This is a genomic window from Halobellus sp. LT62 (assembly GCF_037031285.1).
In the GTDB taxonomy this organism is placed as follows: Archaea; Halobacteriota; Halobacteria; order Halobacteriales; family Haloferacaceae; genus Haloquadratum; species Haloquadratum salinisoli.
The window spans coordinates 954,962-981,221 of the sequence record NZ_JAYEZO010000001.1; the positions used below are offsets into that span (position 1 = coordinate 954,962).

Below are 26,260 nucleotides of genomic sequence, written 5' to 3' on the forward strand. Positions count from 1 at the left end.
ATGCCGATCGAACCCGACTTCCTCGACCGGCTGGCCGGCTTAGAGCGCGCGCTTCGGCACCGGACCGACTCGCGGCGGCAGGGCGAACAGCAGTCGCCGAACGTCGGTGAGGGGCTCACGTTCAGCGACCACCGCCGGTACACGCCGGGCGACGACGTCCGGCTGATCGACTGGCGGGTGTACGCGCGGACCGACGAGCACTTCATCAAGCGGTACGAGGCCGATCGCGACCTCACGGTGCACGTGCTTCTCGACTCCTCGGCGTCGATGGACTTCGGTTCGGGCGCGGCGAACAAATTCGAGTTCGGCGCGCGCGTCGGCCTCGCGTTCGCGTACTTCGCGGTCGCCGGCCACGACTCGTTTCGGTTCGCGACGATCGGCACCGACGCCGAGCGGCTCGACCGCGGTCGCTCGACGCGCGGGGAGTTGCTCCGACTCGTCGACGGGGTGAACGGGACCACCCCCGGCGGCCGGACCGACTTCTTCGACGCGCTCGCGTCCTACGCGCGCACGATCCGCTCGCGGTCGCTCGTCGTCGTCGTGAGCGACTTCCTCGACGATCCGGACGCGATTGAGGACGGTCTCGCCGCGCTCGGGGACAGCGACGTCCTCCTCGTCCACCTCGTCGCGCCCGAGGAGCGCGATCCCGACGTCAGCGGCGACACGGTCTTCGAGGACCCCGAAACGGGATCGACGCAGCGCGCGTATTTTGGTGGGACGACCGCCGAGGGGTACAGAGACAGGCTCTCCGAGCACGTCGACGACGTCGAAGCGCGCGCGCGTCGCCTCCGCGCCGAGCACGTCGTCGTCGACACCGGCGCGGACTTCTTCGACGCGTTCGGAGACATCTGGACGGCGCGAGAACCGGGGACCGCCGACGACATTCGGCGGGTATAATTCGCTTCGGCGTCCAAACGCAACTGTGACCGACGCACAGGACCGCCGGGTCGTCGCCCTCGTCTCGGGGTCGCACTTCGTCAACCACGCCTACATCGTGATGGTGGCCCCGCTCGTGACCGTTCTCGCCGCGCGCTTCGACGTCAGCATCGCCGCCATCGGCCTCGCAATCGGCGTCCAAAACGTGGTCATCCTCGCCCTCCAACTGCCGATGGGCTACGTTTCCGACGCCTACAGTCGGACGCTCGTCTTGGGAATCTCGCTCGTCGTTGGCACCGCGGGCGCGGCGCTCACGGCGCTTTCGACCTCCTACGCGTGGCTTCTCGTCGCGCAGGTGATCCTCGGAATCGGCGTCGCCGGACACCACCCGGCGCACTACCCGCTTTTGGCCGCGGTCTCGTCGGCCGAAAACCGCGGGCGCGCCTACAGCACGCACGCCTTCGGCGGGGCCGTCGGGCTCGCGGCACCGTTCGCGGCCGTCGCGGCGACGACCGCCCTCGGCCTCTCGTGGCGAGTCGCTCTCGGCGTCGTGACTGTTTTGGGTGGGGCGTACACCGCCTACTGCCTGCTCAGTTTCCGCTCGATCGACGACGACGTCACGAAACCCGGGCTCGCAGAGCGCCCCGACGAGCGGCCGACGGTGGCCTCCGTTCCCGGACGAATGCGGGCGCTGTTCCGGACGCTCACGGCGTCTCCCGGAATCCTCGGACTGACGCTGCTCGCGTTTCTGACCTCGACGGCGGCGTGGACGATTCGGACGTACACGCCGAACCTGCTGGCGGCCGGCTACGGCCTGCCCGACGGGACCGCGAGTGCGCTCACCTCGGCGATGCTCGTCGTCGGCGCGGGGTTGATCCTCCTCGGCGGTACGCTCACCGACCGCGCCGGTGCCGGCCCGGTCGTCATCGTCGGCTACGCGCTGTTGACCGTCGTCGCCGCGCTCCTCTCGACGCTCGTGCTCCCGACGCTCGCACTCGGCGTCGTGCTTCTCTTCAGCGGGAGCATCAGCCTCTCCCGACCGGCGCGGTCGACGCTCGCGGACCTCCTCTCCGCGCGGGCCGACCTCGGGAAGAACTTCGCGCTCGTGACGATCGGGATCTCGCTGGGCGGCGCGATCGCCCCGCCGTTGTTCGGGTATCTGATCGAAACCGCCGGTCTCGCGCGGTCGTTCGGTGCCGTCGCCGCGTTGGGTGCACTCTCGCTCGCGCTCGGATGGTGGATCGTCCGCGACGCGGCGTTCGACATCTCGTCGACGCCGATGCCCAGCGACGATTGACACCCGGTGGCCATTGGCGTCGATCACTGACACTGGACCGAAACGGTGAACCCACGGCTGCCCGGACGAGAGTCTATGAACTATCTTCCGTGGGCGATACTCGCGCTCGTCGCGTACGCGCTGGTGGCTCCGTTTATGCGCGTCGCGACGACCGGATCGGCGCAGATCCCGAGCAACGTCGCGACCATCATCGCGAACACGATCCTCGTCGCTCTCACCGCCGGTATCATCGCGTACAACCAAGAGAACGCGCTTTCCTACGTCACGCACCCGAAAGTGGGGTACGTCGCCATCGCCGGCGTCTGTTTGACAGTCGGGATCTTGGCGTACTACCGGGCGCTCTCGCTCGGCCCGGTGAGCGTCGTCTCGCCGATCTTCGGAATGTTCCTCGTCGTGAGCTCGCTCCTCGGGATCGTCTTCCTGAACGAGTCGCTGACTGCACGGAAGGCGCTCGGGATCGGCCTCGGCGTCGTCGCCGTCTACCTCGTGAGCGTCGAATAGCCGATATAGAATCCGGATTCCGACGGACTGCCGAAACGAACAACGTCTTTTGGGCGGCGGCCCTATTCGCCGATATGGTCCTAGTCGAATCCGATTCCAAACTGTCCCACGGCGACGAGGCACCGTCGTTCGAGCTCCCGGGCGCGGACGGCGAAACGTACGCGCTCTCGGACTTCGCCGAGTACGAGGCGCTACTCGTCGTCTTCACCTGTAATCACTGCCCCTACGCGGAGGCGAAGGTCGACGAGCTGAACCACCTCACGGAGGCCTACGACGACCTCGCGGTCGTCGGTATCAACCCCAACGACGCCGAGGAGTACCCCGACGACTCCTTCGAGCGGATGCGAGAGCGCGTCACAGACGGCGAAATCCGGTTCACGGCGTACCTCCGCGACGAGTCCCAAGACGTCGCCCGCGAGTACGGCGCGGTCTGTACACCCGATCCGTTCCTCTTCGAGCGCGACGGCGACACGTTCCGACTCGCGTTCCAGTCCCGCCTCGACGACGCGATGAACCCCGACGACGAGCCCGAACGCTACGAGATGCGCGAGGCCGTCGAGGCGCTCCTCGCGGGCGAGGAGATTCCCGTCGAAGCGACGCCCTCGCGGGGTTGTTCGATCAAGTGGCTCGACGACTGAGAGGGAGTCTCGTACCTGTCTATCGATTCTCGCCGGGTACGAGCGTTTATATCCGAAAACGGGACCACGCCCCCCGTGCGTTGATTTCCGACGCAGGGCGTCCCGCGGTTGCGTAGCACAGCGCCCTGCGTATCCGCCGTGCTACCTGCTCGCCACTATTCGCGCACCGATACCCGAGAGCCGACGCTATCGGACACTACCCTACTCGGCGTCGACGTCGAGCGTCTCGGCCTGCTCTAACGCCTCACGAGCGTTCTCGACGGCGGCGTCCTTCGTGGCGGGGTAGGCCTCGACCTTCGCGCGGAGCGTGATGCCGCCGCCGCGGCGGACCTCGCCGCGGAACGCCGCCTGCTTGTCCAGCCGCAGGAACAGCTCGGTGTTCTCCGTGACGCGGTCGTCGAGTTCGTCGAGCAGCGCGTCGAACTCGGGGAGCTCTGTCAGCCGCGCGAGGACGTGTCTGACGTCGTCCGCGTTCTCGACGCGGGCGGAGAGAACGACGATCCGGTCGCCGTGATGGCCTGTGCTCTCGGCTCGCGTGAGCTCGAATTCCTCGGGCAGAAACGCTCCCAATGCGCTCTCGACTCGTTTCTCGTCTTCGGTCTCATAGCAGAAGGTCCGCAGATCGACGTAGTGAAACGGAATCCGGGGCATTGCGCGTCCTTCGCGCCGGGACGGGAAAAGTTCGATTACTCGTCGTCGACGTCGCCCTCGGCCGCTTCGAGCTGATCGGGCGAGATGCCGACCTCTTGGCCGTCCTCGAAGCTCACGGTGTAGGTCGCGTCGCCGAACATCGTCTCGACGACCTGCGTGATCGTCCCGGTCTGACCGTCGAACTCGCTGTGCTTGTCGTGCAGTACCACGCTGTCGTCCTCTTCGAACTCCATACCCAAGAGCGACGCGCGGCGGTGAAAAGTCGACTGGTTCGGAGCGGACGCGCTCGACGACGGACGCCCGGTTTCTCGCGGAAATCGATATAGTAGCGCCGTCGCAGTTCGGGGCGAGTCGAGAGGGGCCGAGACGGTACGGTAATATGTCGCCACTCCCTGATTGGAGGTATGCGATCGACACGACGGTCCTATCTCGCTGCGCTCGGCGGAACGGCGACGCTCGGATCTCTCGCTGGCTGCTTCAGTGCCTTACAGAGCAACGACAGCACGCTCCCCGAGGGCTGCGACGTCGGAACGCTCGAATCGGTATCGTCGCTCTCGCGCCCCGCATTGGGCCCGGAAGATGCTCCCGTCACCGTCGACGTGTTCGAGGATTTCGCCTGTCCGCACTGCCAGACGTTCACGACCGACGTTTACCCGCAGATCAAGTCGAACTACGTCGACGCGGGCGACGTCCGATACCGGTTCTTCGACTTCCCCATCCCGGTCGACGAGACGTGGTCGTGGGCGGCCGCCTCAGCGGCGCGCGCGGTGCAAGACGAGAGCGATATGGAGACGTTCTTCGCGTTCACCGAGCGCGTCTACGAGAATCAAGGCGACCTCGCGGAGGACGGCTACCAGATCGTCCACGACGTCGCCGACGAACTCGGTGTCGACGGCTGTACCGTCGCCGCCGCGGCCGAGCAAGAGCCGTACCGCGAGGTCGTCGAGGCCGATCGACAGACCGGATCCGACAGAGGCGTTCCCGGAACCCCCGCTGTCTACGTTGACGGTGAACTGCTCGACAGCTACAGGTGGGACGCGGTCAGCAGCGCGATCGACAGTCGTCTGGAGTAGCGGTTCGGCCGGGAACCGGCGTCCGGTGAGAAGACTTCACAGCCCCGGCGTTTCGCCGGTCGGCGTCGGCAGCGCTCGGAGCGGCCGCGGCGGGACGAGGAAGTTGCCGCGGCGTTTGACGAAGATGTACTCTAAAATTCCGTTGTTCACGCGCTGGCGAATCGTCGGTTCGTCGGCCACGTCCGTCCCGTTCATCGCCGCTCGGACCTCCTCGAAGGTCGTGATTCCTCGCTGAAGACTCGGGAAGTGTAACCCCGCCTCGTCGTCGTCGGTCGACTCGAAGTGCCGTCGGAGCGTCCGAACCGTGCCGTCGGCCTCGCGATTCGCCCGGGCCACCTTCTGTGCGTGACCGACGCGGCCGAACTCTCTGGCGTGCGCGCCGATGTCCTCGATGATTTCCGAGCTGATTCCGCTATCGTCGCCGAGGTTCTCGCCGACGCCCTCGACGAGCCTCTGCTCCGCGTGCACCGGCGAGAACAACTCCGCGACGCGTTCGTCGAAGGACTGCTCGCCGTACCAGTCCTCCAGTCGCATCCGGAGGTTCGAGACGTGCTTCGTGGTTCCGCCGGCGAACGGACCCTCCCCGAGCGTGACGTAATCTTCCGTGGCTTGGTTCTGCCGAAATCCGGAGATAAACCCCATAAAGAGTGGGGATTCGTCCGGGACCGGGTTCGATTCGGGAATCCCGCTGAGCCCGTCTTGTCGCTCGGCGGGCATCCCGGCACCGACGAACCCGCTTCGGCGGTCGTCGACCTCGAAGGCGTCCGTCAACGCGGCGTCCATCTCGCGGCCGTTCACCGTCGACTCGTTGCCTCGCAGCGCCTCTTCGGCGGCGAGAACGACGTCCGCGCGATCGGACGCCAGATGGACCAGCGCGTCCTGTCTGTCGAACGCCGGCGACTCGAACGGCGAGAGCGCCCGGGGTTCGGGGAGGTCGATCGAACCCGGGAGGTCGCCGCCGAAGCGATCGAAGTACTGCGGCGAGTACGCGATCGAGTGCAGCAGTCCCTCGCTGCTTCGCTCGTACGCGCGGTCGAGACCGTGGAGTGCCGATTCGACGGCCTCGCGCTCCGCCTCCGACGGTGGTCCCTCGTTCGGGAGCGTGAGATACAACAGCAGTTGATGTCGGGGAAGCAGCGTGTTCCCGTTCTCGTCGGTGCGGACGCGTCCGTTCCACGCGTGCTGCCGCTCCGGGGGCGACGCGGGGTCGTCGGATCCCTCGGGAACGGGCTCCGCGTCGGTCTGTTCGAGGCACGCAGACAGCGCCGCCGCGCCGCCGACCGCGACCGCTCCCTTCAGCACGTCGCGTCGCGTCGGTTCTTTTCCCCCGTCGGCCATACCCGGCGTTGGCGACGGACGGACAAGTGGATTCGGATGCGTCGCGGAAACGACGCGGATATTTGTCCGGAAGGGTAACCGGACATCGTGACTCGCCGCGGGACTCGAATCCGACTCGCGCTCGGGGTCTGGGGAGTACTCGTCTCGCAGGTCTTTCTGTACCCCGGCGTCGAGGACATCGTGGCCGCGCTCGGCGGCGGGGGGACCATCCGCGCGGGGATGTGGTTCCTCGTCGCCGAGTTCGCCGCCTTCGTCGCCTTCGCGAGCGTGTGGGGGGCCGCCAGCGACGCCGTCGGACGGCGGATGCCGCTCGCGGCCGCCGGTGCGCTGGGCGGCGCGGCGGGCTATCTCGCGCTCGCTTCGGCACCGGCGCTCGGATTCCCCTTTGCGGCCGTGCTCGTGGTTCGGGTCGTCGGCGGCGCGGCGACGATCGGCGCGTTCTCGCTGGCGATCACCGCGCTCGCGGATCTCGCCGGGGGTAACGGGCGGAATATGGGTGCGGCCGGGATCGCGATCGGCCTCGGGGCGGCGCTGGGGTCGATCATCGGCGGTCGGCTCGCCGACGCCGATCCGCTCTATCCGCTGTACGCGGCGGCCGGAACGCTGTTGGCGGTCGCGGTCCTGTTCCTCACCGTCTCCGAGGATCTGCCGAGCGGCGATCGACTCGGCGTCGGCGACGTGCTCGGCCGACTGCGCGAGCGGCCCACACTCACGGTTCCGTACGCGTTCGGCTTTATCGACCGGATGACCGCGGGCTTCTTCGCGCTCGTCGGCGTCTACTACTTCCGGGAGTCGTTCGGACTGGACGCCGCCGGAGCGGGACTCGCGCTCGCGGCTTTTTTCGTTCCGTTCGCGTTATTGCAGTACCCCGCAGGCGTGCTCTCGGATCGGATCGGTCGAGAGATACCCGTCGTTGTCGGATCGATCTGCTACGGCTTCGGGATCATTGCCGTCGGCGTCGCCCCCGCGCTCTGGATCGCTCTCGCGGCGATGATCGCCGTCGGCGCGCTGGGCGCGCTGGTTTCGCCCGCGACGATGGCGCTCGTCACTGACGTCGCCTCCGTCGAAACCCGCGGCGCGGCGCTCGGCGGGTTCAACGTCTTCGGGAGCCTCGGATTTCTCGCGGGCTTCCTCCTCGGCGGCACGACCACGGCGAGCGCGGGCTATCTCGCGGCGTTCGTCGTCGTGGGGTTGTCCGAGGTCGTCATCGCCGTCGTCGCCGCCCGGGCGGTCTGGCGGATCTCGGAATCCACCTACTCGTGACCCGAGATGCGGACCGGCTCGTAGGGCTCTTCGAGGTAGGCGATATCCGACTCCGAGAGGTCGATCGAGAGCGCCTCGACGGCGTCTTCGAGGTGTTCGATGCTCGTCGTTCCGACGATGGGCGCGTCGACGCGGTCGTCGGCGAACAGCCACGCGAGGCCGATCTGGGCCATCTTGACCCCCTTCTCGTCGGCGAGTTCCCCCACCCGTTCGTTGATCTCCCGGCCGCCGCCTTCGAGGTACGGGTGCTGGTGGGCGTAGTCGTCGGTCTCGCCCCGAGTCGTCGAGCGTGACTCCCCGTGCGGCCGCGCGAGCCACCCCCGGGCCAGCGGCGACCACGGGATCACGCCGACGCCCTGCTTCTCACAGAACGGTAGCATCTCGCGCTCCTCCTCCCGATACAGCAGGTTGTAGTGGTTCTGCATGGTCGAGAACGGCGTCAGTCCGAGGCGCTCGGCGACGTGCTGGGCGTCGGCGAACTGATGGACCCACATCGACGACGCCCCGAGATATCTGGCTTTTCCGCGTCGCACGGCGTCGTCGAGCGTCCGCATCGTCTGTTCGATGGGCGTGTCGTAGTCCCAGCGGTGAATCTGTAGGAGATCCAGCGTGTCCAATCCGAGCCGATCCAGCGAGTTGTCGAGTTCCCGTTCGATCGCCTTCCGCGAGAGGCCGCCGGAGTTGGGGTCGTCCTCGCGAGTCTGGAAGTACACCTTCGAGGCGACGACGTACTCCTCGGGGTCGTACGCCGAGAGCGCGTCGCCGAGGACGCGCTCCGATTCGCCCGCCGAGTACATGTTAGCGGTGTCGAAGAAGTTCACGCCGAGTTCGATGGCCCGGTCGACGAGCGCTTTCCCCTCCTCCTCGTCGAGGACCCACTCGCGCCAATCGCTGCTCCCGAAGCTCATACAGCCGAGACAGATCTTCGAGACGGTCATTCCCGTATCACCCAGTGTGGTGTACTCCATACCGCACGCCACACGGTCCAACGGCAAAAAGCCATAGAGGTGTCGACTACGATTCGGGCTGTGCCGTACCTTCTTGACGTCACCCCTCTTTCGACCGGTATGTACGTCGCAGATCAGACGTGGCCCGAGCTCGGGAGCTACGTCGCTGAGGAGTCGGTCGCCATCGTCCCGCTGGGTTCGACCGAACAGCACGGCCCGCACCTCCCGCTTTCGACCGATCACCTCATCGCCGAGGGGTTGGCTCGCGAGGCCGCCGAGCGGACTGGATTCCTCTGTACGCCGACCGTAAACGTCGGTGTCAGCCCCCACCACCGGCAGTTCCACGGGACGATGTGGGTCGATCCGCCGCAGTTCCGCGACTACGTCGAGTCGATGACGCGCAACCTCGCGTACCACGGTATCGACCGCGTCGTCTACGTCAACGCCCACGGCGGCAACGTCGAACACCTTCGAGAAGTCGGTCGCCGCCTCCGCGACGACGGCGCGATCTACGCGGTCGAGTGGATGTGGGACGAGTCGATCCCCGACCTCGTCGACGAGGTTTTCGAGCGCAACGGCCCCCACGGCGGTCCGAAGGAGACAGCGATGATCCAACACCTTGCACCCGAACTGGTCCGCGAGGATCAGCTTGAAGCCGCGCGCGACGGCGGGATGGCCGACGTCGAGGCGGCGGCAGAGATCCTTCGGAAATATGGTGCACGGACCTTCTACGACGCCGTCGAGAACTCCGATAACGGCGTCTTCGGCGATCAGACCGACGCGACCGCCGAGATCGGTGAGGAGCTGTTCGAGGCGGCCGCGACGCAACTGATCCACCTGCTGTCGTGGCTCGACGACCGGCGGCTCGAAGACCTCCTCGCGCCGGCCCACGTCGACCCACAGCCGGGGAGCCGCCGCTCCGAGTGAGCCTCGTCATCTCTCCGAGACGAACCACTGCCCCGCTGAGCGATCGCTCACGCTCTCGTTTCGCTACTCCGCGTCGTCGAACCCGCCGGAACCGGCAGTGGATCCGTCGGAGTCGGCTGCGGACCCGTCGAACTCGACATCGCCGAACGACGCGAACGCGTCGCGGAAGTCGTCTTCGCTCAACTCGGCGAGCGTGTCGTCGATCTCGGTTCGAAGGCCTTCCATCCGCTCGGTCAGTTCGCGGTATTCGGTCTCATTTTCGACGGAGACGTCGGGGGACGATTCGAGCGCCGCCTTCTTCGAGGCGAGTCGGAAGAACTCCCGGGAGCGCTCGTCGTAGTTCGAGCGGCGGAGCAGTACCTCTACGAGTCCGTGAAGGTCCTTTTTCGTGACCGGTTTGACCAAGTAATCGTCGAACGGCATCTCGACGATGTCGACGTTGGGTTCGACCGCTGTGATCATCGCGACCTGCGTGTCCAGCCCGCGAGCCCGCATCTGTTCGAGGACCTCGTCGCCGGTCAGATCCGGCATCCGACGGTCGAGGAGCACGACGTCCGTGTCGGCGTCGACCATCTCAAGTGCGGTTTCGCCGTCCGTTGCTGTTTGTACCTCGTAGACGTCCGAGAGGTAGATAGCGTAGAGCTCCGCCAAATCCGGCTCGTCTTCGACGACGAGAATCCGGGGTGTAGCGCCGTCCATTTCGTTCTACCGCACCCCTCGAAGCCCGCGGTCTAAATTCTTACCCTCGTTCGGGATGCGCCCTCCGTCGGGTTCGTCGCCGACGGTTCGATGTGAGAGCGCCCCCGCCCGCTGGCTTCGATGAACTACCGGCTAGCCGGGTGAGAAATGCAGAATCGTGGTGAGAATCGACGGGATCGCCGACCGCAGTACCGCTGTCGTGACGCGTCCTTACAGGCGCTGAAGGTTCGTGGCCCGTGGGCCTTTATCAGCCTGTTCGATGTCGAATTCGACTTCTTGGCCCTCTTCGAGGTCGGGGCCGCCGATGTCTTCCATATGGAAGAAGACATCTTCGTCAGAATCGTCGCTTTCGATGAAACCGTAACCGCCCGTGTCGTTGAAGAACGCAACCGTACCTTTCGCCATTGCGGTTGAACCCACGCGAAGACGATAAATAAGCCTTGTGTCGCGGAATGTCGACCGGATTCCTGCCGATCCCCGCGTTTGTTCGACGTTTTCCTGCCGATTCCTGTGTTTGCCCGGGATCCGACGATGACGACCGGCTGACTCTCGGCAGCGTCAGAACGCGGCCCCGAGGTAGACCGCCGCAGCGGTCGCGAACACACCGATCGCGAGGAGCCCGTAGTTCGCGATGGTGTTGTCCGCGCGCCAGAGGCCGAGGGTGTACGTGCGCGTCGAGAACGGCCACAGGAAGTTGACGCCCGCCGGGGTGACCGCATCTCCGAGAAGATGGGCGACGACGGTGAGCGCTCCCAATCCGAATCCGGCCGCGGCGAGCGACACGCCCCCGAGGACGGTCCCGACGTCCAACGCCCCCGCGTTGCCCGCGGCCGTTTCGAGGGCGAACCCCGCAGCGCCGAACACGCCGCCGACGAGCGCCGCGAAGGCGAACGAGTGAGTCGGCCCGCGGTGCGGGATCCCCGGGACTCGGTGGTCGAGGTCGGGAAGCATCGCGAACGAGAGCATCGTCGCGCCGACGACGACGGCGAGCTCAGCGTGCTCGAAGAGGAGCAGGACGAACGCGATCGGAGCGAAGACGAGCAGGGAGACGCCGTAGTGGCCCTTCTGATACATATTCGGGACTCGATTCGGGTACACAAAAACGTCGTGACCGAACTGTGGGGAGGGCGTTCCGCGGGGAGGTCCGGCGGGGGCGTCCCACGACCGTGCTTGGAGCACGAATCGAACGGAAGGATTTCGTCGACCGGCGGCGTACCGGCGTCCGTGATCCGAAACCTCGCACGCGACGTCGGTGCGTTCACCTCGAACGTCTTCTTCGTCACCGGCGAAACCACAGCACTCGTCGACGCGGGCGCGAACTTCGACCTCGTCGCCCGCCTCGATGAGCACCTCGACGACCTCGACCGCCTCTATCTCACCCACACACACCCCGACCACGTCGAGAACGTCGCCGCCGTCCGCGACGCGTTCGGCGTCGAAACGTGGGGGTACGACACCGACAGCGAGTACGTCGACAACGCCATCGAAGACGGGGAGTCGGTACCCATCGGCGACGACGAGTACGAGGCGCTCTTCACGCCGGGACACAGCCCCGACCACCTCTGTTTTTACGCCGAGGAGACGGGCGTGTGCTTCGCGGGCGACCTCGTCTTCGCGAACGGCTCCTTCGGCCGTACCGATCTGGAAGGCGGCGACCGGCCGACGCTCGTCGAGAGCATCCGATACCTCCACGACGTCGTCGACGGCGGCCTCAGCGCGCTCTATGTCGGCCACGGCCCGAGCGTTACCGAGCGCCCGCTCGACGACGTCGAAATCGCGCTCCAAGCGTCCCAGATGGGCTGATTTCCGCGCCTCGCGTCCGGAATTCTCGCCCCGAACTCGACACCTCCCGCCTCAGGCCCGCCGCGCCGCATCGGGCGAGAACTGCGCCTCGAACAGCCGTGCGTCGCAGTCCCCGCAGGTCGCCGCGACGACGTCGACCGATCGACAGCAGGACTCCACTCGCTCCTCACCCAGCGACACCGCTCCCGAACAGGACGGACAGCGGTCCAGCCAGAGGCGGAGGGCACCCAACAGTTCCAAGCGGGCGTCGACGCCGAGCGCCGCCCAGTCGGGACTCCACCGTCGGAGCACCGCGTCGGCCGCGGCGTCGGCGAGAAACGCCGCCTCCGCCTCCCACTTCGCGAGTGTCGCGGTCCGCGTCGTCGTGGGAACCTCGGCGAGGGCGACGAACGCGTTCGACCGTCGCTCGGTATCGATCGTCTCCGAGTCGATATCGAGACCGGAAAACAGTCGATCCGCCGTTTCGGCGTCCGCTCGCTCCGTCTCGAACCGCTCGTACCACGACTCGCGGAACCGACCCGTCAGACAGAGGTCCGCCGCCGCGGCGCTCGAACTCTCTCTGGCCGCGTCTGAACCGCCGCCAGTGTCTTCTATGCACGGTTCGAGTGCGTCCAACGACCGCAGCGCTCGTTCGATCTCTCCCGCATCGAGGGCGTCCTCGTTGAGTTCGACCGTCGGTCCCGCGTGCGTCCCGAACAACCGGTGAATCCGCTCGGGGAGGTAGCGCTTCGTGAGCGTCGGGGTTCCGGGAACGAGATACCCGCGGAAGTAGATGGCCGCGAGTCCGATGCCGACGACGGCGACACCGAACGGAAGCCACACGGCCCCGGCGACGATCGCCGCCAGCGCCGTGATAACCACGTTGACCGCGGTACACGGGAAACAGCGGTTTTCGCCGGTGTATTCGGGTTGTTTCCACCTGAACGTTCGTCCGTCGAGCGTCGTCATAGGTGCGGGCTGTGTCCCCGGACAGCATAGCTAATCGTCGATTAACCGCGTCCGAACACCGGTCTCCAAAGGTTTACCTCTCGACGAGTAAATACGCGGCTATGGGAGTAGACTACGCCGAGTTACACGACCCGAACGCGGAGTACACGATGCGAGAACTCTCCGCGGAGACGATGGGCGTGCGAGCGAAGCGCGGCGGCGGCCGCGACGTCGAGATCACCGACGTACAGACGACGATGGTCGACGGCAACTTCCCGTGGACGCTCGTGCGCGTCTACACCGACGCCGGGATCGTCGGCACCGGCGAGGCCTACTGGGGCGCGGGCGTCCCGGAGCTCATCGAGCGGATGAAGACGATGATCGTCGGCGAGAACCCCCTCGATATCGACCGTCTGTACGAGCACCTGATCCAGAAGATGTCCGGGGAGGGTTCGATCGAGGGCGTGACGGTCACGGCCATCTCGGGGATCGAGGTCGCCCTGCACGACCTCGCGGGGAAGATCCTCGATCTCCCCGCCTACCAGCTGTTGGGTGGGAAGTACCGCGACGAGATGCGCGTCTACTGCGACTGCCACACGGAGGAAGAGGCCGACCCCGACGCCTGCGCCGACGAGGCCGAGCGCGTCGTCGAAGAGCTCGGCTACGACGCGCTGAAATTCGATCTCGACGTTCCCTCCGGGCTCGAAAAGGACCGCGCGAACCGCCATCTCCGGCCGGGCGAGATCCGCCACAAAGCCGAGATCGTCGAGAAGGTCACAGAGCGCGTGAGAGATCGCGCGGACGTCGCCTTCGACTGTCACTGGACGTTCTCGGGCGGCTCCGCGAAGCGCCTCGCGGCCGAAATCGAGGAGTACGACGTCTGGTGGCTCGAAGACCCGGTTCCGCCGGAGAACCTCGAAGTCCAAGAAGAGGTCACGAAATCGACGACGACGCCGATCACCGTCGGCGAGAACCGATACCGCGTGACCGAGGAGCGCCGGCTGATCGAGAACCAAGCCGTAGACATCATCGCGCCCGACCTTCCAAAAGTCGGCGGGATGCGCGAGACGAGAAAGATCGCCGATGTCGCGAACCAGTACTACGTTCCGGTGGCGATGCACAACGTCTCCTCGCCGATCGCGACGATGGCCTCCGCGCAGGTCGGCGCGGCGATTCCGAACGCGCTGGCCGTCGAGTATCACTCCTACGAACTCGGCTGGTGGGACGACCTCGTCGAGGAGACCGTCATCGAGGACGGCTCGATCGAGATTCCCGAGCGTCCCGGACTGGGATTGACGCTCGATATGGACGCCGTCGAGGCGCATATGGTCGACGGTGAGGAGTTGTTCGACTGAGCGAAGCGAAGTCGTGCTCGATCGGCGAGCAGAGCAAGTCTATCGGTGTTCGCCGAAGCGTCGCTTCGTCGAGCTCGTTTTATCCTGTTTCGCCACTCTCGACGTCGACGCCGAGCGATCGGAGCGCGTCGGCGGTGTCGTCGTGAGCGAGCCGGACAGTGTATTCCGCAACTAACTCCGCCGCCTCCCAGTCCGCGTCGGTTTCACAGCGCGTTGCGAGTAGTTCTAAGCCGTTTTCCAGCGTGCCTTCGGTCTCCGCTCGAAGACCCGAAAACAGTTCGGCCCGTCCCGGAGCCGACGCCGTCTCCCGCCGCTCGAAGAAGTCGACGAGTCGCGCGTGGGTCTGGAGCGAGACGAGGGGGCGTCCGACCATCCCACCGGCGGCCCGCTCGATCGTCGTCTCGCGTCCCCGGAGGTACGCGTGCATCGGTCCCGGCGGCCCGCCGTCGGGCGTCCACCCGTCGAGTTCGGCGGCGACCCGCGAGCGGTGCTCGGCCTCCTGTTCGACGACCGCCTCGAAGGCGGCGCGGGCATCGCTGTCGGCGGCGTCAGCAGCCCACCCGGCGAACGTTTCACGTGCGGCGTGTTCGCTCTCCGCCGCGGCATCGAGGAGTGCGGTCGCCGCCGGTTCGCCGCCGGACGCCGCGGCGAGGAACCGCGTCGATCCGAGTAGCGCTAACTCATCCGCGAACGTCGATTCGAGCCGCGAGCGGAGTGCTGCCGCCCGTCGGAATCCGGACGGATCGCCGGTCTCACCGGTCATAGTGGAACCGCGAACGCGACGAACCTAACCGTTGCTCTCGGAGTGCGCCAATCTCTCCACCCACGCCCCTCTCGACATAATATCAATATTGATACTTCAAAGCCAACAATCTTATGCGGAGATGGCTGAACTTCGCCTATGGACGACCGAGGCGTCGTAGTGACCGAGGAGGTGCGAGCACGGGTCGACGGAGACGATCTTCTCGACGCGTTGGACATCGACGACTCGGAGATCGAGTGGCGGAAATCGTTCCTTCGCCTCGACGACGAGGACGAAGCGCGGATGCGAGACCTCGAACCCGCGTTCGACGCCGTCGCCGACGATATCGTCGATGAGTTCTACGACCACCTGCGGAGCGACGCCGACGCGACGGAGATCCTCGGCCGGTCGAGCAAGGGGCTCGATCGGCTCAAGACGGATCAACGAGCGTATCTCCGCTCGTTGGGCGACGGCGAGTACGACCGCGACTATTTCGCGCGGCGGGCTCGGATCGGGAAGATCCACGAGACGCTGGGGTTGGGACCGAAATTCTACATCGGCGCGTACAGCGTCTACTACGAGGGGCTCGTCGACGCCATCGGTGACGCGGTCAAAGACGAGTTCGCTGCGGCGGATGCGGAGGCAAACGATGTGGAGTCGGCCGAATCAGCGCGTCGTCGACGTGGGTTTCTCGCCCGGCTCTTGGGGCGCAGTCGGGTAGGGACCGACGCGGTGCCCGCCGAAGGCGAGGAACGGGGATCCGCCGACGTCGACGAGGCTGACGCGGACGATGGAACCGACGTCGACGAAGTCGACAAAACCGACGTCGATGCCGCGGTCGACGCGATCGTCGAGCGGACGACGTCACTCTTGAAAGTACTCGCGCTGGATCAACAGATCGCGATGGACACGTACGTCCACGCCTACAGCGAAGAGGCCCGTCGCGAGGCCGAACGCCGCGAACAGTTGGCCCGGGAGGTCGAACAGGATCTCCGCGAGCCCATCGACGACGTCGCCTCGGCGTCGTCAGTCGTCACCGAGCGCTCCTCGACGATCCGAGAGATCGCCGACGAGCAGGCGGGGGATATGGAGGACGTCGCCGCGGAGATCTCGCAGATGAGCGCGACCGTCGAGGAGATCGCGGCGACCGCCGATCAGGTCGAAGACACGAGCGACGAGGCGGTCTCTCGGGCGCGCTCCGGCGAGGAGGCGGCCGACGAGGCCATCGACGTGATGGAGGACGTCGCCGACGCGGCGAGCGAAGCCTCCGAAGACCTCGAACGGCTGCAGGCGCAGATCGACGAGATCGATGCCGTCATAGAGGCGATCGACGACATCGCCGAACAGACCAACCTCCTCGCGCTCAACGCGTCGATCGAGGCGGCGAGAGCGGGCGAGGCGGGCGACGGGTTCGCCGTCGTCGCCGACGAGGTGAAGAAGTTGGCCGAACAGTCCCGCGAGCGCGCGAGCGACGTCGAGGAGACGGTCGACCGCGTACAGGCCGACGCCGCCGAGACGATCGAGAGCCTCTCGGAGACGACCGAGACGCTCCACGAGGGTATCGACCGAGGCGAGGACGCGATGGACAGCCTCGAAGAGATCGTCGACGCCGTCGAGCGGACGACCGACGGGATAACCGAGGTCGCCGTCGCGACGGACGAACAGGCCGTCAGCGCCGAGGAGGTGACCGCGATGGTCGAAGACGCGCGCGAACGCGCCGACGACGTCGCGGACCGCGTCGACGACGTCGCGGAGGCGAGCCGCGAACAGTCCCAGCGGATGGAGACCATCCAACGCGCCGCCGATCGATTGACCGGCGCGGACGCAGCCGACACTGGACCACCCGAGAGCGACGGGAAAACGGCGAACAGGTCGTCGATGACGGATGAACAATCGGCCTCCGAGCGGACGGATACGCCGGGGCGGCGTGCGGCGACGACAGCACCTGCTCCGGACAGTTCCGACTCATCGGCGAGTGAGGAGAACGGGTTCGCCTTCGTGGGGACCGATGGCGGCTTCGAGCCGACGGATCCGGACGATCGGCCCGACCGCTCGCGAGAGTAGCTCGAATCGGCGGAGAGACCTGATCAGTCGTCGTCGGCTGCAGCGGCAGCGTCGGCCGCTTCCTGTTCGATGCTCGGCGGATAGACGCCGCGGTCGAGCTTCAGATCGCTCTGCGGACGGGCCATACACGTCAGCGCGTAGTTCTCGCGCTCCTCGTCGGTGAGCCCGCGGGCGGCGGGCTGGGCGACCTCGCCCTCGACGATCTCGGCGGAGCAGGCCAGACACATCCCGACGCGGCAGGAGTACTCTTGGGCGATTCCCGCATCGATACACGCCTTCAGAATCGTCTGCTTGTCTGACACTTCGATCGTCTCGCCGGTGCCAACGAACTCGACGGTGTAGTCAGTCATACCTCGCCGTTCGACGGATCGATTCAAAACTCTTTGCGAAGCAGCCGCCGATCCGCGGGCAGGTGAGCCCCGTCGTCTCGCTCACTCTTCGGTTTCTTCCTCTTGGGACCGGACGGTCATCACCGGTGCGTCGGCGGTTCTGACGACTTTCTCCGCGACGCTCCCGAGGAGGAACCGACCGACGCCGGTCCGGCCGTGCGTCCCCATCACGACGAGATCGATCCCCTCGGTTTCGACGTATTCGACGATCGATCGGTGAGCGATTCCGGTCTCGACGGCCGTTTCGACGGCGATACCCGCCGCCTCGGCCTCTTTGGCCACGCGCGCGACGGCCTGCTCTCCCTCCTCTCGGAGCGCCTCGACGACGATGTCCGAGCCGACCTCCATCGCCGAGTACGCACCGGTATCGACGACGTACAGCGCGTGGAGCGTGGCGTCGTACTGTTTCGCGAGTTCGATGGCGTGTCCGACCGCCCCCTCGCTGGCGACACTGCCGTCCGTCGGAACGAGGATATTATCGTACATTGTATGTTAACGTACGTCACCCGACGCTTAGAAGTTATCCCGTGTTCGTCGGGATGTTCGATCGAACCCCGCACCGCCGACGTGGGTGCTAGCGCGAGAATGCGCTCACTCGTCGTCGATGGTCGGATCATCGTCGACAGTCGAATCACCGTCCACGCTCGGTCGGTACGTACCGGGCGCGTCTTCGGCCGTTATCTCGTCGGGGTCGTCGCCGCGGAACTGGATAATCGAGCGTTCGCAAGCCTGCAGCCCGTCGACGCGCTCGGTTCTCGGACCCAGTTCTACCGTCTCCACGACGGACCACGATTCCGCGTCGGCGTCGAAGGCGAGGCCCTTCACCCACGTCTCGGAGGCGGCGAGGAGCCCCGAGGCCCGACCCCCGTCTTCGATCGGAACCGCCATCTCGAGGGCGTCGGCGGCGTTTAGCTGCACGAGTTCCTGCGGCGTCAGCGGACGCGGCGGCAACGAATCGACGACACTCATACGTCGAACTGCGTGGGGACGCCGCTTGTGCGTTGTGACTTGCGGATGGAGGCGTCAGAAACGGTGGGAAAGGACTTCAACGAGGGGACAGGGCGTTGGCAGCGACGAGACAGCGATCAGCAACGGCGATCAAAAAGCTTCTACTCTCGGGGCGGAGACAGGCGCGTATGTCTGGCGAGGGCGACGCCGCGTCCACCGATTCTTGGCCAACGGTCGCCCCGTCGGTCATCGCGTCCGGCGTCTCGTCTACCGCATCGGCGCTCCGGCGCGATCCGGCCCTCGTCGCTGTGCTCGCGATCGCAGCTCTCGGCTTGGCGCTCCGCGTGATCGGCCTCGGCGGGCGGCCGTTCCACTGGGACGAGGCGCGCCTCGGGTACTGGGCGCTTCGCTACCTCGAAACCGGCGCGTACCAGTACCGCCCCGTCGCGGGCGGCCCGCTGCTGTATCATCTCGATCGCGCGCTTTTTGCCCTACTCGGCGTCTCCGAGTGGGTCGCTCGACTCCCAGTCGCAGTGCTTGGTGGCGCGCTTCCGCTCGTCGCGCTGCTCTTTCGCGACCGTTTCGACGACCTCGAAACGGTCCTCTTGGCCGCGCTCTTGACGTTCCAACCGTCTCTCCTCTATTACTCGCGGTTCCTCCGCGGCGACGTCCCGCTCGCGCTCTTCGGACTCGCGTTCGTCGGCTTCGCGGTGCGCGCGTGGGACCGACGGAGCCGACGCGACGCCTATGCCGCCGCCGTCGCGCTGCCGCTCGCCGCCTCGGCGTCGGGGTTCGTCGCTGGCTATCTGCTCTGTTGGCTCCTCGCGTGGGCGCTCGTCGTCGACCAGCGGAGCGTCGCGGGCGACCGCGGCGCGAGCGGTCGAGAGACGATCGCGGCGCTCCGGGCGCGGTTGTCGGGGAGTGCAACGCCCGCGGCCCGCGTCGGACTGCTCGCGACCGGCGTGACCGCCCTGCTTTTCGCACCCCGATCGGGGCCGGGTGTCGACGTCGGCCTCACCGACCTGTCGACGTTCCACCTCGCGATCTACGAGGGGACGGTCGGTGCCGTTCGTCGGTTTGTCGGCGTCCGGATCATCCACCGGGAGCCGGAGGGGGTACACGCGTTCCTCCCGTACGTCGGTGACGCGTTCGGCCTCCTCACGTCGCTGGCGCTACCGGTGCTCCTGTTGGGACTCGCGGGGACGCTGTGGACGCGGTACGCCGCAGCGCGTCGACCGCTCGTCGAGGGCGCGGGCTACTGGGGGTTGGCCGCAATCGTCGCGTTTCCCACGATATCAGAAGTGTCGGCCCCGTGGACGCTGGTTCACGTCGTTCTGCCGCTGACGATCCCCGCGGCAGTGATACTCGCGGCGGTCGTTCGGCGGGCCGTCGCCGCCGCATCAGGGGCGGGCGACGGGACGGCACCCCGCGTCGATGCCGGGACAGGATTCGATGTCGACGGCGGAACGGTCGTCGCCATCGCGCTCGTCGCCCTCGCCATCGTGGCCCAGACGGGTGCGGTCACCGCCGGCGACGTGTACGGTCCCTTTGATCGGAGCAACGAACTGGCGCAGTTCGCACAACCCGCCGACGACCTCGAACCGCTGGCGTCGGCCGCCCGAGACGCTGCGGACGGCGACCGCTCGACCGCCGAGGTACTCTACGTCGGATCGGCGTACCACGTCTTCGACGAGCGAACGACCCGCGCGCCGCCGGTTCCCGACCAGTGGGGCAACCGCCTCCCGCTCCCGTGGTACGTCGAGTCGGCGGGTGCGGACGCGGCGAGCACGGAGAACGTCTCGACGTTCGACGCCGAGTACGCGAACGGGTCGGCACCGCCCATCGTCGTCGCCGACTCCGAACACCGCAACGCGCTCTCCGAGCGACTCGGTGCCGACTACGCGGCGGCGACCTATCGGCTGGGACTGTGGAACCGCGAAGTCGCCGTGTTCGTCGCCAACGCGTCGTAAGGAGGTCACGAACGCGTCATAAAGGAGCGTCGAGAGCGCCGTAGAAAGTCGAAAGCGTCGTGAAAACCGACGAGAGCGCCGTCAGGGAAGCCGTTATCGGAAGTGTTACTGAGTTAGCGGAATCCCATCGCTTCGATCTGCTCTTGATACCGGTTGCGGATGGTGACCTCGGTCACCTGCGCGACGTCGGCGACCTCGCGCTGCGTTTTCTTCTCGTTGCAGAGCAGCGATGCGGCGTAGATCGCGGCCGCGGCGAAGCCGGTCGGCGACTTGCCGGAGAGCAGTCCCTGTTCGGCCGAGACGTCGATGATCTCGGTCGCCTTCGATTGGACTTCCTCGCTCAGCCCGAGTGAGGAGGCGAAGCGGGGGACGAACTGCTTGGGATCGACGGGCTTCAGTTCGAGACCGAGCTCTTGGGAGATGTAGCGGTACGTCCGTCCGATCTCCTTCTGGGGGACCCGAGAGACCTCCGCGACCTCGTCGAGCGAGCGCGGGATGCCCTCCTGTCGACAGGCGGCGTAGAGCGCGGAGGTGGCGACGCCCTCGATGGACCGCCCGCGGATGAGGTCCTCGTTGAGCGCGCGGCGGTAGATGACGGAGGCGACCTCCCGTACCGACCGTGGTACCCCGAGCGCCGAAGCCATCCGGTCGATCTCCGAAAGCGCAAATTGGAGGTTGCGCTCGCCCGCGTCCTTCGTCCGGATTCGCTCCTGCCACTTCCGGAGGCGGTGCATCTGCGAGCGTTTCTCCGAGGAGAGCGACCGGCCGTAAGCGTCTTTGTCCTTCCAGTCGATCGTCGTCGTCAGCCCGCGGTCGTGCATCGTCTCCGTGATCGGCGCGCCCACGCGGGACTTCGACTGCCGCTCGGAGTGGTTGAACGCCCGCCACTCCGGACCGCGGTCGATCTGCCGCTCGTCCAACACCAGTCCGCAGTCGTCGCAGACCAACTCTCCCTGGTCGGCGTCCGTGACGATGTTCTCGGACTCGCATTCCGGACAGACGACCTGTTCGTCGTCTATCTGTTCGGTCTCCTGCTCTCGCTGGCGCTGACGACGCGAACGTTCCATTATAAGGTTTGTGGTGAAGGGTGTATTTAAGCCTTATTGACAACTATCTTATTTGTCGGATCGCACACCTCGTAATCCGTAAATGCGCTGGGGTACAGATCTGGAGGTATGCGCCGCGTCTCACTCGCCGTCATACTTCTCGTCGTCTCCGCCGGGTGCATCACCGGGACGCCCGCACTCGACGACGAGGCGTCGAACGGGACGACGGCGGGTCCGACGGCAGTTCCGAGCGAGGAATCGCCCGTTGACGGCGTCCGCGTGACGGTCACGGAGGTCGTCGACGGCGACACGATGCACGTCGCGTACGCGAATGGATCGCGCGAAACCGTCCGACTGCTCGGAGTCGACACGCCGGAGACCTTCTCGGAAAACGACCCGTCGGACTTCGAGGGCGTCCCCGAGACGGAGGCGGGGGTGGCGTGTCTCGGCCGCGCCGGTGAGGCGGCGTCGGCCTACGCAGTCGACCGATTGGAGGGTGAGAGCATCACGCTCGTCTTCGACGAGGAGTCCGACCGCCGAGGCTACTACGGACGGCTGCTGGCGTACGTCTACGTCGACGGGGCGTCGTTCAACCACGACCTGCTTCGGGAGGGCCACGCCCGCGTGTACCCGAGTACCTTTACCGAACGTGAACGCTACGAGCGGACCGAAGCCGAGGCCCGCGAGGCCCGTCGCGGCCTGTGGTCGTGCATCGACGACACGAGTGCAGCGATGACGGACTCGCCAGCGACCACGGATTCGCCCGCGACAGAGACGGCGATGGCCGACGGCGGCGGCCCGCTCGTCGTCAGCGAGATCCACGAGGACGCCGCGGGCAACGACAACGAGAACCTGAACGACGAATACCTCGTCTTCCGCAACGTCGCCGACCGGGAACTCGACCTCTCGGGGTGGACGGTCGTCGACGCCGCGGACCACGAGTACACGTTCCCCGAGGGAACGACGCTCGCGCCGGACGCGGAGCTGACCGTACGGACTGGATCCGGGACCGACACCGACTCAACGGTGTTCTGGGGCGCAGATCGGGCGATCTGGAACAACGACGGCGACGTCGTCGTCGTCCGCGACGCGAGCGGTTCGACAGTCGTTCGTCGGTCGTACTGACACCCGGTCTCTGCCGATCGTACTGACGCCGGCGCAGCCGACAAGGATCAGAAGCTATAGCCGACCCGAAGCGGTAGAGAGTTCTGAAATGTCGTGGTATCTCCTCGTCCTCGCGGGGCTTTTCGAGATCGGCTGGGCGATCGGACTCGAGTACTCCGACGGGCTCTCGAAGCCGGTCCCGACGCTCGCCACCGTCGTCGCACTCGTGATCAGTATGCTCCTCTTGGCGCAGGCCGTCAAAGACCTCCCGATCGGAACGGCGTACGCCGTCTGGACCGGGATCGGGGCCGTCGGGACCGCCTCGCTCGGAATCGTGCTCTTCGACGAGCCCGCCGGCCTCGCGCGGATGGGCTTTATCTCCCTGATCGTCGTCGGCATCGTCGGCCTTCACCTCGCGTCCGGCGGTCACTGACCGGACTTCGGCGACGTCGGCGAGCGAGCGCCGAACGGGAGCCGGGTTTTTGTATTCTCACGCCGAATCCGCTCACGATGAACCCGAACGTCGTGCCGCCGTGGGTCGAGGTCGCGGTCGCGACCGACCCGACAGGGGGGCGGTCCTGATGGCGACGAAATCGGCGCTGGAGACGCAACTCGCCGTCGTCGCGGGGTTCGAGGACCCCCGGGCGGATCTCGAACAGTACCCGACGCCGCCGGAGTTGGCAGCGCACGTCGTCCACGTGGCGGATCTGAACGGCGACGTCGAGGGTCGGCTCGTCGTCGACCTCGGGACCGGGACCGGAATGCTGGCGCTGGGGGCGGCCCTTCGCGGCCCCGCCCGGGTCGTCGGCATCGACGTCGACCGCTCGGCGCTCGTGACCGCCGTGGAGAACCGCCGGCGCGTCGGCACGCGAACGCCGATCGATTGGGTCCAAGCGGATGCGACCCGCGCGCCGCTGTGTCCGGACGGCCCGACGACGGTCCTGATGAACCCGCCGTTCGGCGCGCAGAACGGGAACGAGCATACCGATCGGGCGTTCCTCGAAACCGCGGCGACGATCGCGGACGTCTCCTACTCGGTTCACAACGGCGGGTCACAGGAGTTCGTCGAATCGTTCGCGACAGATCGCGGCGGCGAGGTGACGCACGCGTTCCGGGCGACGCTCGACTTGGACCGACAGTTCGACTTTCATACGGCCGACAGCGAGGAGATCAACGCCGAGGTGTACCGGATCGAGTGGTCCGGCGGTGACGACTGAACGAAACAACCGTGATCTGTCGGTGATGATGGAACGTAATACCGACTCACCTGCGTCGCCTGCGGGCGAAGCCCGCGGCCGTTACTCGTAGGTCTCTTTCGCGAGCAACTCTAGGTCAGTGCCGTCGTAGGAGACGTACACGCTCGAGTTGTTCCGAGTGAACGTGAGAGCGTTGAGCGTCACCGACTCGTTTTCCGCGGGGAGCTGTGCGCTGAGGGAGTTGTTACCGCGGTCGACTCGAAGGAAGTAGCCGTTCTCGGTCGGAACGACCGTCACGTTCCGGTCCGCGAGCGTCGGAGCCGCGGTGACGGGATCGGAGGTGTACACGATGCGCCCCGACTCGCTGTCACCGAGCGCGACCCGGTATGCGGTCTCGTTGCCGAGGACGTTCCACCCGTCTCGCTGGGCGTACACCGTCTCGCGCCAGCCCACGCCGCCGAGGCGGACGGCGACTTGGCCGTCGAAGGCGAGTCGACCCTTCGGAACCGCGGTCGTCCAGATGCCGCGCTCTTCGCTGCGGACGATGACGCCGGAGGTGTTGACGGCCGTCGTCTCGCCGAATGCCTCGACGTCGAACGCGGCGACGAGGTCGTTTTCGACGTCCTCGGCGTACGTGATCTCGTAGTCGCGGACGGTCAGTTCGTCGCCCGGGAGGTCATCCGAACCGGCGGTGAAGAGGTTCGCGGGCACGGCCGGCCCCGCGAGCGCCGCGGTCGCAAGCAGGAGCACGCCGGCGGCGACCTGCCAGTTGCGAACGACCTCGTTACTGCCTGCGAATTCCCACGTGAACAGCGGGTCGTCGCGCGCGACGACGCTGAAGACCACGACGAGCGCCAGCGCCGCGACGAGGACGACTCCCACGGCACGGTACAGGACGTAGGTCTCGCCGCCGCGAAACCAGTAGACGGCCCACAGAGACTGCTCGACTGAGAACAGAAGCGTCCCGAGCCAGAGGCGTGCGGCGCTCGGCCTGTCTTCTACGTTCCGTGCTCGAACGATCGCGAGTCCCACGAGAACGCCGATAAGCAGGCCCAGCGCGTGTCCTTGGATCGCGATGTCGGCCCACCACGGCGTGATGTAGCCGGGGCGACCGGTGGCGGTGATGACCGGGCTCAAGAGCGCGTTGTACACCAACCGGAGTGCACCCCCGCCTGCGAGCGCGATGACGGTACCGAGCGGGTAGTTGACGAGCGCGACGCCTGCGAACGCGAAGACGACGCCCGAGAAACCGATGATCGGCCCGAGCGCGAAGATCGACGTCAGCAGGCCCACGATCAACACCACCGCCGGGAAGACCACGAACGCGCGGACGTAGGGGTTCGTCCGAAGCGAGCCGAACGACTGAGACCCGCGTTCGCGTGGGAAGTGCCCCCACGCGTACTCCGCGAGCGGGGCCAGCGTCAGCGTCCCGACGAGGTTGCCGACGAGGTGTCCCGGCCCGCCGTGGGAGAACGCCGCGCTCGCGATACCGAGCGGGTAGTAGTACGACCACGCCCGAAACGGGATCGTCACCGGCGAGTACCAGTACTGGTATCCGCCCTGTACGAAGAGGTAGACCGCGAGCACGAACCCCGCGGAGACGACTGTTCCCCACGGAACGCCGAGGACGAACCGCCGTCGCAGCCGTGCACTCAGTTCCGAGGTTCGATCGAGAGACAGGATCACCGCGAAAGAGAGGAGAAGCGCCGCCACGACCGCGGCCCGTTGAAGGACGTCGACCGGCAGGGAATCCATCATCTGTCAGGAGTAAACGAGCAGTTAAGAAACTAGGCGGTACGGAACGGCCGGATGCGTGCGATGGGCTCGATGCGCCGGCGGTTGGCGGGTTAGAGCTTCCCTTCGGCGTCTTTCGCGAGCTCTTCCATCCGCTTGCCGACGCGCCCGGCGTTCGAGAACTCGTCCTCGCTCATCGCGGTCGCAAGCGCGTTTCCGAGCACGAAGACGGCGTGTTTGTGCTCGCTCTTGGACTTGTGGACGTGCGATGGGTCGACATCGAGGTTGTCGTACTTGTCGAAGATGCTCTCGTCGACGTCTTCGCGCGCGCCGAAGTTGTCCCTGATGATGACCATCTGTTCGTGCAGTTCCAATAGCTCGTCTTTGTGCATAGACGTGGATACGTGCGAGTCCGATTTAAGGATTATTGGTGGTTTCTGTCACAGCTAGAAGACGTACTCGTCTTCGTGACCCATCATTCCGTCGTCTTCGAAGCGGTCGTCGCCCTCCATCGGGCCGCTGGTCTTGAACGCTCGTATACCCGTCGAGAGCAACTCCTCGATGGCTTCTTCCCGACTGACGAACTCGCCTTGGTCGACGAGTTGTGCGATCTGCATCTCGAGGTGTTCGGGGACGTTTATGTTCACCTTGGGCATCTGATCATCAGGGGGTTTGAAGGGGGATTATTTAAACCCTGCGGCGGAGTTTCCGTGTTTAGAAAACTCTCGTTTCGGAAAAGTACACGTAATATTCTTAATCTGAGCATAATTGT

30 protein-coding genes are annotated in these 26,260 nt (G+C 66.3%); 14 read left to right on the plus strand and 16 right to left on the minus strand.

The annotated features are described in order from the left end of the window. The 4 genes from U5919_RS04790 to U5919_RS04805 all read left to right on the plus strand — a co-directional run bounded on the left by U5919_RS04790 (nucleotide 1) and on the right by U5919_RS04805 (nucleotide 3,312). Complete coding sequence (locus U5919_RS04790; protein ID WP_336022547.1) at nucleotides 1-897, plus strand: DUF58 domain-containing protein; 897 nt, start codon at nucleotides 1-3, stop codon at nucleotides 895-897. Nucleotides 898-922: 25 nt separating this feature from the next. Continuing rightward, nucleotides 923-2,173 carry an MFS transporter gene (locus U5919_RS04795; RefSeq protein ID WP_336022548.1) on the plus strand — a complete coding sequence of 417 codons (1,251 nt, stop codon included), beginning with the start codon at nucleotides 923-925 and terminating at the stop codon, nucleotides 2,171-2,173. Between the two features lie 75 nt (nucleotides 2,174-2,248). Continuing rightward, nucleotides 2,249-2,674 (plus strand): EamA family transporter, encoded by a 426-nt coding sequence (locus U5919_RS04800; RefSeq protein ID WP_336022549.1) that lies wholly within the window; start codon nucleotides 2,249-2,251, stop codon nucleotides 2,672-2,674. A gap of 74 nt (nucleotides 2,675-2,748) precedes the next feature. Next, nucleotides 2,749-3,312, plus strand: coding sequence for a thioredoxin family protein (locus U5919_RS04805; RefSeq protein ID WP_336022550.1), 564 nt, complete (start codon nucleotides 2,749-2,751; stop codon nucleotides 3,310-3,312). 201 nt (nucleotides 3,313-3,513) lie between these two features. Here the strand turns inward: U5919_RS04805 and U5919_RS04810 are convergent, their stop codons facing one another. Together U5919_RS04810 and U5919_RS04815 are read right to left on the minus strand one after the other, a co-directional pair. Beyond that, nucleotides 3,514-3,963, minus strand: a complete 450-nt coding sequence (locus U5919_RS04810) for an RNA-binding protein (protein ID WP_336022551.1) — start codon at nucleotides 3,961-3,963, stop codon at nucleotides 3,514-3,516. Nucleotides 3,964-3,998: 35 nt separating this feature from the next. Beyond that, nucleotides 3,999-4,196, minus strand: coding sequence for a DUF1918 domain-containing protein (locus U5919_RS04815; RefSeq protein WP_336022552.1), 198 nt, complete (start codon nucleotides 4,194-4,196; stop codon nucleotides 3,999-4,001). Between the two features lie 171 nt (nucleotides 4,197-4,367). Between U5919_RS04815 and U5919_RS04820 the strand changes: the two genes are divergently transcribed. Beyond that, entirely contained in the window at nucleotides 4,368-5,036 is a 669-nt protein-coding gene (locus U5919_RS04820; protein ID WP_336022553.1) for a DsbA family protein, read from the plus strand. Between the two features lie 36 nt (nucleotides 5,037-5,072). On the opposite strand, the gene U5919_RS04825 is transcribed toward U5919_RS04820, so the two are convergent. Continuing rightward, nucleotides 5,073-6,374 (minus strand): DUF7405 family protein, encoded by a 1,302-nt coding sequence (locus U5919_RS04825; RefSeq protein ID WP_336022555.1) that lies wholly within the window; start codon nucleotides 6,372-6,374, stop codon nucleotides 5,073-5,075. 84 nt (nucleotides 6,375-6,458) lie between these two features. Here U5919_RS04825 and U5919_RS04830 point away from each other — a divergent pair, with 84 nt between their 5' ends. Then, entirely contained in the window at nucleotides 6,459-7,637 is a 1,179-nt protein-coding gene (locus U5919_RS04830) for an MFS transporter (protein WP_425604208.1), read from the plus strand. Here U5919_RS04830 and U5919_RS04835 read toward each other — a convergent pair. Beyond that, nucleotides 7,628-8,605, minus strand: coding sequence for an aldo/keto reductase (locus U5919_RS04835; RefSeq protein ID WP_336022559.1), 978 nt, complete (start codon nucleotides 8,603-8,605; stop codon nucleotides 7,628-7,630). The two genes, U5919_RS04830 and U5919_RS04835, sit on opposite strands and share 10 nt — an antisense overlap. Before the next feature lie 99 nt (nucleotides 8,606-8,704). Here U5919_RS04835 and U5919_RS04840 point away from each other — a divergent pair, with 99 nt between their 5' ends. Beyond that, entirely contained in the window at nucleotides 8,705-9,511 is an 807-nt protein-coding gene (locus tag U5919_RS04840) for a creatininase family protein (protein ID WP_336022560.1), read from the plus strand. 63 nt (nucleotides 9,512-9,574) lie between these two features. Here the strand turns inward: U5919_RS04840 and U5919_RS04845 are convergent, their stop codons facing one another. From U5919_RS04845 to U5919_RS04855, 3 genes are all read right to left on the minus strand, one after another. Beyond that, nucleotides 9,575-10,210: a response regulator gene (locus U5919_RS04845; RefSeq protein ID WP_336022561.1), complete on the minus strand. Its 636-nt coding sequence runs from the start codon at nucleotides 10,208-10,210 to the stop codon at nucleotides 9,575-9,577. Nucleotides 10,211-10,420: 210 nt separating this feature from the next. Continuing rightward, the gene (locus U5919_RS04850) at nucleotides 10,421-10,615 is read right to left on the minus strand and encodes a cold-shock protein (RefSeq protein ID WP_144901135.1); all 195 of its coding nucleotides are present in this window, start codon (nucleotides 10,613-10,615) and stop codon (nucleotides 10,421-10,423) included. A gap of 153 nt (nucleotides 10,616-10,768) precedes the next feature. Further along, nucleotides 10,769-11,284, minus strand: coding sequence for a metal-dependent hydrolase (locus U5919_RS04855; RefSeq protein WP_336022563.1), 516 nt, complete (start codon nucleotides 11,282-11,284; stop codon nucleotides 10,769-10,771). Nucleotides 11,285-11,434: 150 nt separating this feature from the next. On the opposite strand from U5919_RS04855, the gene U5919_RS04860 reads away from it, so the two are divergent. Continuing rightward, a complete protein-coding gene (locus U5919_RS04860; protein WP_336022565.1) occupies nucleotides 11,435-12,013 on the plus strand; it encodes an MBL fold metallo-hydrolase in 579 nt (192 codons plus the stop codon). Nucleotides 12,014-12,064: 51 nt separating this feature from the next. Here U5919_RS04860 and U5919_RS04865 read toward each other — a convergent pair whose 3' ends face one another. Further along, nucleotides 12,065-12,961 carry a DUF8054 domain-containing protein gene (locus U5919_RS04865; protein WP_336022566.1) on the minus strand — a complete coding sequence of 299 codons (897 nt, stop codon included), beginning with the start codon at nucleotides 12,959-12,961 and terminating at the stop codon, nucleotides 12,065-12,067. Between the two features lie 101 nt (nucleotides 12,962-13,062). Here U5919_RS04865 and U5919_RS04870 point away from each other — a divergent pair, with 101 nt between their 5' ends. Next, nucleotides 13,063-14,295, plus strand: a complete 1,233-nt coding sequence (locus U5919_RS04870) for a mandelate racemase/muconate lactonizing enzyme family protein (protein ID WP_336022567.1) — start codon at nucleotides 13,063-13,065, stop codon at nucleotides 14,293-14,295. Between the two features lie 79 nt (nucleotides 14,296-14,374). On the opposite strand, the gene U5919_RS04875 is transcribed toward U5919_RS04870, so the two are convergent. Next, nucleotides 14,375-15,058, minus strand: a complete 684-nt coding sequence (locus tag U5919_RS04875) for a rubrerythrin family protein (protein ID WP_336022568.1) — start codon at nucleotides 15,056-15,058, stop codon at nucleotides 14,375-14,377. 138 nt (nucleotides 15,059-15,196) lie between these two features. Between U5919_RS04875 and U5919_RS04880 the strand changes: the two genes are divergently transcribed. After that, a complete protein-coding gene (locus U5919_RS04880) occupies nucleotides 15,197-17,101 on the plus strand; it encodes a globin-coupled sensor protein (RefSeq protein WP_336022569.1) in 1,905 nt (634 codons plus the stop codon). Nucleotides 17,102-17,124: 23 nt separating this feature from the next. Here U5919_RS04880 and U5919_RS04885 read toward each other — a convergent pair whose 3' ends face one another. The 3 genes from U5919_RS04885 to U5919_RS04895 form a co-directional block, all read right to left on the minus strand. Further along, on the minus strand, nucleotides 17,125-17,451 hold the full coding sequence (locus U5919_RS04885) for a 2Fe-2S iron-sulfur cluster-binding protein (protein WP_336022570.1): 327 nt from the start codon (nucleotides 17,449-17,451) through the stop codon (nucleotides 17,125-17,127). 81 nt (nucleotides 17,452-17,532) lie between these two features. Then, on the minus strand, nucleotides 17,533-17,976 hold the full coding sequence (locus tag U5919_RS04890) for a universal stress protein (RefSeq protein WP_336022571.1): 444 nt from the start codon (nucleotides 17,974-17,976) through the stop codon (nucleotides 17,533-17,535). A 105-nt stretch (nucleotides 17,977-18,081) separates the two neighbouring features. Next, nucleotides 18,082-18,459: a DUF7964 domain-containing protein gene (locus U5919_RS04895; RefSeq protein WP_336022572.1), complete on the minus strand. Its 378-nt coding sequence runs from the start codon at nucleotides 18,457-18,459 to the stop codon at nucleotides 18,082-18,084. Between the two features lie 167 nt (nucleotides 18,460-18,626). On the opposite strand from U5919_RS04895, the gene U5919_RS04900 reads away from it, so the two are divergent. Continuing rightward, nucleotides 18,627-20,408 (plus strand): flippase activity-associated protein Agl23, encoded by a 1,782-nt coding sequence (locus tag U5919_RS04900; RefSeq protein ID WP_336022573.1) that lies wholly within the window; start codon nucleotides 18,627-18,629, stop codon nucleotides 20,406-20,408. A 113-nt stretch (nucleotides 20,409-20,521) separates the two neighbouring features. Here U5919_RS04900 and U5919_RS04905 read toward each other — a convergent pair whose 3' ends face one another. Next, complete coding sequence (locus U5919_RS04905) at nucleotides 20,522-21,475, minus strand: transcription initiation factor IIB (RefSeq protein ID WP_336022574.1); 954 nt, start codon at nucleotides 21,473-21,475, stop codon at nucleotides 20,522-20,524. 108 nt (nucleotides 21,476-21,583) lie between these two features. Here U5919_RS04905 and U5919_RS04910 point away from each other — a divergent pair, with 108 nt between their 5' ends. The 3 genes from U5919_RS04910 to U5919_RS04920 all read left to right on the plus strand — a co-directional run bounded on the left by U5919_RS04910 (nucleotide 21,584) and on the right by U5919_RS04920 (nucleotide 23,775). Further along, a complete protein-coding gene (locus U5919_RS04910; RefSeq protein WP_336022575.1) occupies nucleotides 21,584-22,579 on the plus strand; it encodes a lamin tail domain-containing protein in 996 nt (331 codons plus the stop codon). Between the two features lie 88 nt (nucleotides 22,580-22,667). Beyond that, complete coding sequence (gene sugE / locus U5919_RS04915; RefSeq protein ID WP_336022576.1) at nucleotides 22,668-22,991, plus strand: quaternary ammonium compound efflux SMR transporter SugE; 324 nt, start codon at nucleotides 22,668-22,670, stop codon at nucleotides 22,989-22,991. Nucleotides 22,992-23,139: 148 nt separating this feature from the next. After that, complete coding sequence (locus tag U5919_RS04920) at nucleotides 23,140-23,775, plus strand: METTL5 family protein (protein WP_336022577.1); 636 nt, start codon at nucleotides 23,140-23,142, stop codon at nucleotides 23,773-23,775. Between the two features lie 81 nt (nucleotides 23,776-23,856). Here U5919_RS04920 and U5919_RS04925 read toward each other — a convergent pair whose 3' ends face one another. The 3 genes from U5919_RS04925 to U5919_RS04935 form a co-directional block, all read right to left on the minus strand. Next, nucleotides 23,857-25,509, minus strand: coding sequence for a rhomboid family intramembrane serine protease (locus tag U5919_RS04925; protein WP_336022578.1), 1,653 nt, complete (start codon nucleotides 25,507-25,509; stop codon nucleotides 23,857-23,859). A gap of 92 nt (nucleotides 25,510-25,601) precedes the next feature. Beyond that, a complete protein-coding gene (locus U5919_RS04930; RefSeq protein ID WP_336022579.1) occupies nucleotides 25,602-25,880 on the minus strand; it encodes a UPF0058 family protein in 279 nt (92 codons plus the stop codon). A gap of 54 nt (nucleotides 25,881-25,934) precedes the next feature. Then, nucleotides 25,935-26,144: a ribbon-helix-helix domain-containing protein gene (locus tag U5919_RS04935; protein WP_336022580.1), complete on the minus strand. Its 210-nt coding sequence runs from the start codon at nucleotides 26,142-26,144 to the stop codon at nucleotides 25,935-25,937. Nucleotides 26,145-26,260 lie beyond the last annotated feature (116 nt).